At 72.6% G+C, this 7,159-nt stretch carries 6 protein-coding genes and 1 pseudogene; 3 read left to right on the top strand and 4 right to left on the bottom strand.

All coding sequences use genetic code 11. The annotated features are described in order from the left end of the window. The first annotated feature begins 139 nt into the window (after nt 1–139). Nucleotides 140–889: a sulfite exporter TauE/SafE family protein gene (locus tag CCL05_RS42740; RefSeq protein ID WP_425275996.1), complete on the top strand. Its 750-nt coding sequence runs from the start codon at nt 140–142 to the stop codon at nt 887–889. A 10-nt stretch (nt 890–899) separates the two neighbouring features. On the opposite strand, the gene CCL05_RS42745 is transcribed toward CCL05_RS42740, so the two are convergent. The 3 genes from CCL05_RS42745 to CCL05_RS42755 all read right to left on the bottom strand — a co-directional run bounded on the left by CCL05_RS42745 (nt 900) and on the right by CCL05_RS42755 (nt 5,095). Continuing rightward, a complete protein-coding gene (locus CCL05_RS42745) occupies nt 900–3,137 on the bottom strand; it encodes an MMPL family transporter (RefSeq protein ID WP_086565869.1) in 2,238 nt (745 codons plus the stop codon). A gap of 59 nt (nt 3,138–3,196) precedes the next feature. Further along, on the bottom strand, nt 3,197–4,186 hold the full coding sequence (locus tag CCL05_RS42750; protein ID WP_086565865.1) for a DMT family transporter: 990 nt from the start codon (nt 4,184–4,186) through the stop codon (nt 3,197–3,199). Between the two features lie 87 nt (nt 4,187–4,273). Then, nucleotides 4,274–5,095, bottom strand: a complete 822-nt coding sequence (locus CCL05_RS42755; protein WP_086565866.1) for a chitosanase — start codon at nt 5,093–5,095, stop codon at nt 4,274–4,276. Between the two features lie 218 nt (nt 5,096–5,313). Between CCL05_RS42755 and CCL05_RS42760 the strand changes: the two genes are divergently transcribed. Beyond that, complete coding sequence (locus CCL05_RS42760; protein WP_086565867.1) at nt 5,314–5,496, top strand: hypothetical protein; 183 nt, start codon at nt 5,314–5,316, stop codon at nt 5,494–5,496. A gap of 13 nt (nt 5,497–5,509) precedes the next feature. Here CCL05_RS42760 and CCL05_RS42765 read toward each other — a convergent pair whose 3' ends face one another. Next, entirely contained in the window at nt 5,510–6,238 is a 729-nt protein-coding gene (locus CCL05_RS42765; RefSeq protein WP_086565868.1) for an ankyrin repeat domain-containing protein, read from the bottom strand. Nucleotides 6,239–6,615: 377 nt separating this feature from the next. On the opposite strand from CCL05_RS42765, the pseudogene CCL05_RS42770 reads away from it, so the two are divergent. Beyond that, nucleotides 6,616–7,159, top strand: a pseudogene (locus CCL05_RS42770) (phosphatase); the annotation flags it as partial.

Below are 7,159 nucleotides of genomic sequence, written 5' to 3' on the forward strand. Positions count from 1 at the left end.
CCGGATCCCGCCGCCGTTGCTCGTTCCCGGCCATCCGCCACCCTTCGACGGCCGCCGAACCGACCACCCTCTAGCGTGATCCCATGAACCTCACCAGGAACGCCGGACCCGGCGGAGCGGCATTGTGACGCCGGGCGAGATGGCGGCCGTGTTCGCCGCCGGCCTGGGCGCGGGTGCCGTCAACGCCGTCGTCGGCTCGGGCACGCTGATCACTTTCCCGGTCCTGCTCGCCACCGGCCTGTCCCCGGTCACCGCCACGGTGTCCAACGGGCTCGGCCTGGTCCCCGGCTCCATCAGCGCGGCGATCGGCTACCGCGAGGAACTCCGCGGGCAGCGACGCCGCGTGCTGCTGCTCGCCATCGGTGCCGTCCTGGGCGGCCTCGCGGGCGCCGTCCTGCTGCTGACCCTGCCCGCATCGGCCTTCGAGCGGATCGTGCCGGTCCTCGTGAGTCTCGCCCTCGTTCTGGTCGCCTGTCAGCCGCTGATCTCCCGATGGGTGCGCCGCCGTCGCCCGGCAGGCGGCCCCGCCCGTCGGGACGGCGGCCCGCTGCTGTTCACCGGCCTGACGCTCGCCAGCGTCTACGGCGGCTACTTCTCCGCCGCGCAGGGCATCATCTACGTCTCCCTGATGGGCGTGCTGCTCGACGACACGCTCCAGCGGCTCAACGCCGTCAAGAACGTGCTGGCCGCCGTCGTCAACACCGTCGCCGCCGTGCTCTTCCTCTTCTTCGCGGACTTCGACTGGACGGCCGTCCTGCTCATCGCCGTGGGCTCCGCGCTGGGCGGTGTGATCGGAGCCAGGACGGGCCGCCGCTTCAGCCCCGCCGTCCTGCGCGCCCTGATCGTGTCGGTCGGCACCGTCGCCCTGGTCAACCTGGTGCTCCACTGACACCCACCGCCTAGGCCCGTCCCCCCTCGGCGTCGATGTGCGGCAGCACCCGCTCCAGCCACCGCGGAGCCCACCAGGCGTGCCGTCCCAGCAGCGTCATCACGGCCGGCACCATGAGCAGGCGTACGACCGTGGCGTCGATGAGCACGCTGACGGCCAGCCCCAGCCCCAGCATCTTGACCACGATGCTGTCGCTGATGATGAACGCCGCGAACACACTAACCATGATCAGTGCGGCGCAGGTGATGACCCGGGCCGTGATCTCCAGGGCGTGCGCGACCGAGGCCTTGGCGTCCCCGGTGCGCAGCCACGCCTCGTGGACCCGGGACAGCAGGAAGATCTCGTAGTCCATGCTCAGGCCGAAGATGATGGCGAACATCATCATCGGCACATAGCTCTCGATGGGCACCGTGCCGTTCACGCCGAGGGCGGGACCGCCCCAGCCCCACTGGAACACCGCGACGACCACGCCGTACGAGGCAGTGATCGACAGGACGTTGAGGACGGCGGCCTTCACGGCGACGAGAAGCCCCCGGAACACGGCCAGGATGATCAGGAACGCCACGGCCACCACGACCGCGATGATCACCGGCAGCCGGGCGGCGACGATGTCGCGGAAGTCGACCTGCGCCGCCGTCGTGCCGGTGACGTACCCCTTGGCGTCCGTGCCCTGGACGGCGTCCGGCAGCGTGTCGTCGACCAGTCGGTTGGCCAGGTCCGTGGTCGTGGCGCTCTGCGGGGACGACGTCGAGTAGACCGTGCCGATCAGGACGTCGCCGTCCTGGGTGGGCGTCAGAGCGGTGACGACGGCGGCGTCTTCGGTCTTGCCGAGCGTCTGCTGGGTCTTCGAGGCCAGATCGGAGCGCTGCGAGTCCGGCACGTCCGTCTGGTCGACGACCACGGTCAGCGGACCGTTGGACCCGGGCCCGAACGCGTCGGTCATCAGGTCGTACGCCCGCCGGTCGGTGAAGGACGTCGGGTCGGCGCCGTCACCGATGTGGCCGAGGCGGATGGACAGCACCGGGATCGCCAGGACGACGATCACGGCGACACCCGCCGCCAGGAACCACAGCGGCCTGCGCTCCACCCGCTGCGCGTACCGGTGCCAGGTGCCCTGCGGTGCGTCGTCCGCCCCGGCCTCCGTCTCGGCGACAGGGCGGCGCACCCGGTAGCGGTCGATGTGCCGGCCGACGAGCCCGAGCAGCGCCGGGACCAGGGTGAGCGCGCCGGCGACGGCCGAGACGACCGTGACGGCGGCGGCGACCCCGAGCTTGGCGATGAAGGAGACGCCCGACGCGGACAGGCCCGCCAGGGCGATGATCACGGTGCAGCCGGAGACGAGCACGGCGTGGCCGCTGGTGGCGGCCGCCTGCCCGGCGGCCCGCACCGGGTCCGCTCCGTCGATGAGATTCTGCCGGTGACGGGTGATCAGGAACAGGGCGTAGTCGATCCCGACCCCGAGGCCGATCATCGTGGCCAGGGTCGGTGAGACGGTCGCGAAGGTGAACGCGGCGGCCAGCAGCCCGAGGATCGCCAGACCGGCGACGACGCTGATCAGCGCGGTCAGCAGCGGGAGGCCGGCGGCGATCACGCTCCCGAACCCGATCAGCAGTACGACGACGGCCACGCCGAACCCGATCAGCTCGCTCACCCGGTCGTCGGCGGCCGGCCGGGCGAGCTCGCCGAGCGGCCCGCCGTACTCCACCTCCGCTCCGGCCGAACGCAGCGGCTGTACGGCATCGTCGACCCCGTTCAGATAGTCGTCGCCGAGGGTCGACGGCTGCACGTCGAAGCGGACGGTGATGTAGGCCGTCTTCCCGTCGTCCGACAGCGGCCCCACGTTCTGCTGCGACTGACCGGAGGACGAGCCCGGGGCGGAGAGCGGGTTCTGGGCCGACAGGACGTGCGGCAGCTTCTCCAGGTCGGCGACCGTGGTGGACATCTGGGAGCTCAGCGAGGTCAGGGACTGCCCGTCGTCGTGCAGCACGATCTGGCTGCTGTAGCCGCCGGCCTGCGGATCGTGCTTCTGGAGTACGTCCAGTCCCTTCTGCGACTGCGCCTGGGGCAGGGTGAAGTTGTCGGAGTACGTGCCCCCGACCGACCGGCTGACGACCTGGAGAGCCACCAGTGCCACGAGCCAGGCGACGATGACGACCACGAAGTGGCGCGCGCACCACTCGCCCAGCCTTCGCAGCAGCCCCGCACGCGCGGCCTTCTCGTCCTCTTCACCGGTGCGGGTGTGCGGCATGGACATGAACTCCTGTGTGGTCCGGGACGTTCGACGCCGTCCATTAGATGCGCGAGGGATCACTCCGGCATGCCGGACACGGCGTCGCCACGCTCCTCGGGGCGGCCTTTCCCCCGGAAGGTGGCCGCCGGGGGAGTGCGGCCGGTCGAGGCGATCACCGACGGCCCGCCTCTGCCGGGCAGCGTCAGCGCCCCGGACCCCAGGGCGACACCGAGGCCGACCAGCGCGCTGCCGGCCGCCTGCGCGAGACCGTAGGAGCCCGTGCCGACGAGCGGTGCGGTGCAGGCCGCCGCGACCGGGATGAGGCCGGAGAACAGGGTGGCGCGTTCCGCGCCGATCCGCTGCATGCCCATGTACCAGCACACGAAGCCGACCACCGTGACCACCACCGCCTGCCACAGCAGCGCGGAGGCCTCGACGGCGTCCGGACGCCGCAGCCACCCGGTGCCGTCGGCCGGCACCCCGGCCACCGCCGACTCCAGCGCGGCGACCGCGCACACCGTGGCGGACAGCAGCCGGGGACCGAGGGGCCGCAGTACGGGCACGGCGAGCACGGCGAACCCGACCTCCCCCGCCAGGGCGCACACGGAGAAGGCGAGGCCCGCGCCGTCGGTGCGCCCCCAGCCCTGGACGGCGAAGGCACCGACGGCCACGAGCAACGCCCCGTGCAGCACTGCCCGTTGGGGCCGACGCCCGTCCAGCAAGGGCACGAGCACGGCCACCACCACCGGCGCACAGCCCACGAACACCCCCGGGACCGCCGGCTCCGCCGTGCGCTCCGCGGCGATGACGGCCAGGTTGAAACCGACCATGCCGACCGCGGCGAGCAGGGCGAGCCGGACCCACTGACGGGGTGTCAGCGCCCGCAGCCGGGCGGCCGCGCCCTTCCCGGCCAGGGGCACGAGCAGCAGACAGGCCAGGCCGTACCGCAGGAACTGACCGCCCGCGTACGGGTAGTCGCCCAGCACGCTGTTGGCCGTGAAGGACCCTCCGACGAGGACGCAGGCGAGCGCGGCGAGAAGGGCGCCGCGCGTGGTGGTGGCGTTCATACGGGCGACGCTAGGCAGCCGGGCGGCCCGGGAAGGAGTCCACTTCCGCACCTGCTTACTGGACCAATCCTGCCCGGGCCGCGGCGCTCAGCCGATGTGGTAGCTGTCGCCGTAGACCTTCCAGTCCAGCGGCGGGTCGAGGTCGAGATTGCGCATGCGCAGGAAGACCCGCTGCGCCGTGTCGACCCTGCTGGTGTCGCTGTGCGCCTCCTCCTGCTTCATGGCCCACACGCGTGCGTCCAGGAACGCGTCGAGATACGTCACCTCGTCACCGCCCAACGCCGGCGGGTTCGCCGTGCGCAGCGCCCGCTTGCGGATGCTGCGGAAGCTCACGGGGTCGGTGCCGTCGCCGTGCATGACGATGGCGTCGTAGTACGCGAACTGGCCCAGTGCCCGCAGCCCGTCCGCCTTCCCCTGCCGGACCGCCGGGTCGAAGTACACCCGGTCGCGCTCGTCGTCCTGGGCCCGCCGGAACTGGGCGTCGCGGGCCGCTCTGCGCCAGTCGCCGGGGAAGCCGGGGTCGAGCCCGTCGTGCGAGTCGGAACCGTCGACCCTGCGCAGCGCCGGCAGGTACTTCGCCAGGACGTTGCCGGGTTTGCGGTCGGTGTAGAGCTCGACGAGGTCGAGCATGTCGCCGGTGCCGGAGCAGAACCCGATGATGCCGGCGGTGTAGCCGCGGCCGTCGCCGATGTCCTCGATGTACGGGTACTGCGCCTTCCAGTCGAGCGAGGAGTTCTCCGCGCTCGACACGAGGCGCATGGCGATCTCCTTCTTCGCCGGGTCGTCGAGCCCGGCCGCACGGACGGACGCCGTCGCGTGCGGGGGCCTCAGGAACGGGGTGGCGGCGAGGGCCGCGCCGAACAGCGCCAGAACGGTGCGGCGCGCTGCCGGAGTTGACGGGTGTCTCACGGGGCCTCCAAGCAGGGTGGGGGGTTGGAAGAGCTGGCCGTGCAGAACTGACAGGAAGGTTTCCTATCACTGGTGGTGATGCAAGGGAAACAGTCCAGCGGAAAGTTCGTAGGGTCGAACAAGCGGCCTTCGCGGGAACCATGGGCCCGGCTCGCACGTCAACTCTTTGCCGAGGGAGTCCGATCGGCCGGAGAGACCAGCCGGAGAGGGGAATCGCCGTGGACGACGCGACGTCGCAGCGGAGCAGCGAGGCGGAGGCCGCAGCACGCCAGGCCCGGTTCGGGACACTGCCGGAGCCGGTCCGCCTGGAGGACACGGTCGAGGAACGGGCCGCCAGCACGCCCGACCCGGCGCGCACCGCGTACAACCAGGACGAGTGGCTCGTGCGCTACTGCTTGTGAGACACCGCGGACCCTACGAGCGGCTCCGCGCCCCCAGGCCGCGCAGCCACCGCGCGACGTCGTCGGCGTCCTGGGCGCGGGCGATGTCGAGCGGCGTCCGGTCGTCGTAGCCGCACCAGTCGATGTCGGCGCCGTGCCGGTGGAGGTACTGCGCGGTGGACAGGTGACCGCCGTGGCAGGCGCCCCAGAAGGCGCTCGTGATCTCGTCGGGCGCGGGCGGCTCACCGGCCTCGACGCAGGCCCGGACCCGGTCCAGCAGCCCGAGCGTGGCGGCGTCCTGGAAGGTGGTGCGGGCACCGTGCTCGACGAGCCGGTACGCGGCACGCCACTGGCCGAAGGCCCGGGCATCGGCGAGCGGTGTACCGCCGGCGATCACCGCTCCGGGCGCCTCGATGTCGGCCCCGGCGGCGATGAGCGCGTCCAGGACCGGCACGTCGTTGTTGCTGGCCGCCCAGTGCAGCGGCGTCTCCTCGTGTGCACCGCCGAAGCGGGCGTTGGGATCGGCCCCGGCGGCTACCAGCGCGGCGATCACCTCCGGGCCATGCGGGTAGTGACCGGGCCAGTCGGTCGCGATGTGCAGCAGACTGCGCGTGCCCTTGCCGTCCTCCCCGTGCTCGGTGATGCGGACGGTGGCCAGACCGGGATGCTCGGCGAGCAGCTGCCGGATCCCGGGCAGATCGCCGCCCCGGATCGCTTCGGTGACGGCGACGGCGAGTGGAACCTGCGAGGTGAGCGTCTGCAAGGCAGGCCTCCCGGTCGCCGTCGAGGACCTCCGATTCTGCCAGGAGGGCAGTGTGCTCGGCCATGCCTTTCGGCAGCGTGCCCGGCTATGCCTGGCCGTGCCTTTCGGCAGCATTCCGGCCATGCCCGGCGGCAGCGTGTCCGGCCAGGCCGGCGGCCCAAGCTCGGCCATGCCCTTCGGCAGTGTGCCCGGCCACGCCCGGCGCGCTGCCCCCGGGCATGCCCGGCTGCCCAAGCCCTGCGGCACCATGCCCTCCCAAGCCCTGCGGCACCTCGCCCGACCAAGCCTGCGGCACCCTCCGCCTTCCCCGCCCCGGCCCGATGACGTGCCCCCGCGCCCCGCGAGGCGTAGCGTCCGGGTAAGAGCGGGAGGACACCATGCCCGGGAGCGACGAGCCGCCCAGGGGCGTCGGACCGCTGGACGAGGCCCTGGGGGCGGCACTGGCCGACACCGTGCGCGGTACCGGCGCCTCGATCGGCGGCCTCTATCTGATCGAGGAGGCGGAGCCGGTGCTGCGCCTGGTGGCGCTGTGCGGCCTGCCGGTGGAGTTCGCCGTCACGTGGCAGCGCCTGTCGCTGACGGCACCCGTCCCGGTCGCCGACGCCATCCGCGACGACGCCCCGGTCTGGGTCGGCAGCCAGGACGAGATGGCCCGCCGCTACCCGCGGGCCGCCGCCGTCCTGCCGTACCCGTTCGCCCTGGCCGCGGTCCCGCTGAGCGGTGCACGGCGCTGCTGGGGCGGCATCGTGCTGATGTGGCCCGCCGCGAGCCCGCGCAGCGGCACGCCCCGCGAACGCGGCGACATCACCGCCGGCGCCCGCCGCATGGCCCGCCTCCTGGACGACGCGCACCACCCCGTGCAGACCGGCCTCGCCGCCGCCGACTACCTCGACCGCCTCCCCGAGGGCGCCCTCGGCCTCG

Origin of the sequence: Streptomyces africanus (assembly GCF_002150735.1) — a bacterium.
GTDB lineage: Bacteria > Actinomycetota > Actinomycetes > Streptomycetales > Streptomycetaceae > Streptomyces > Streptomyces africanus.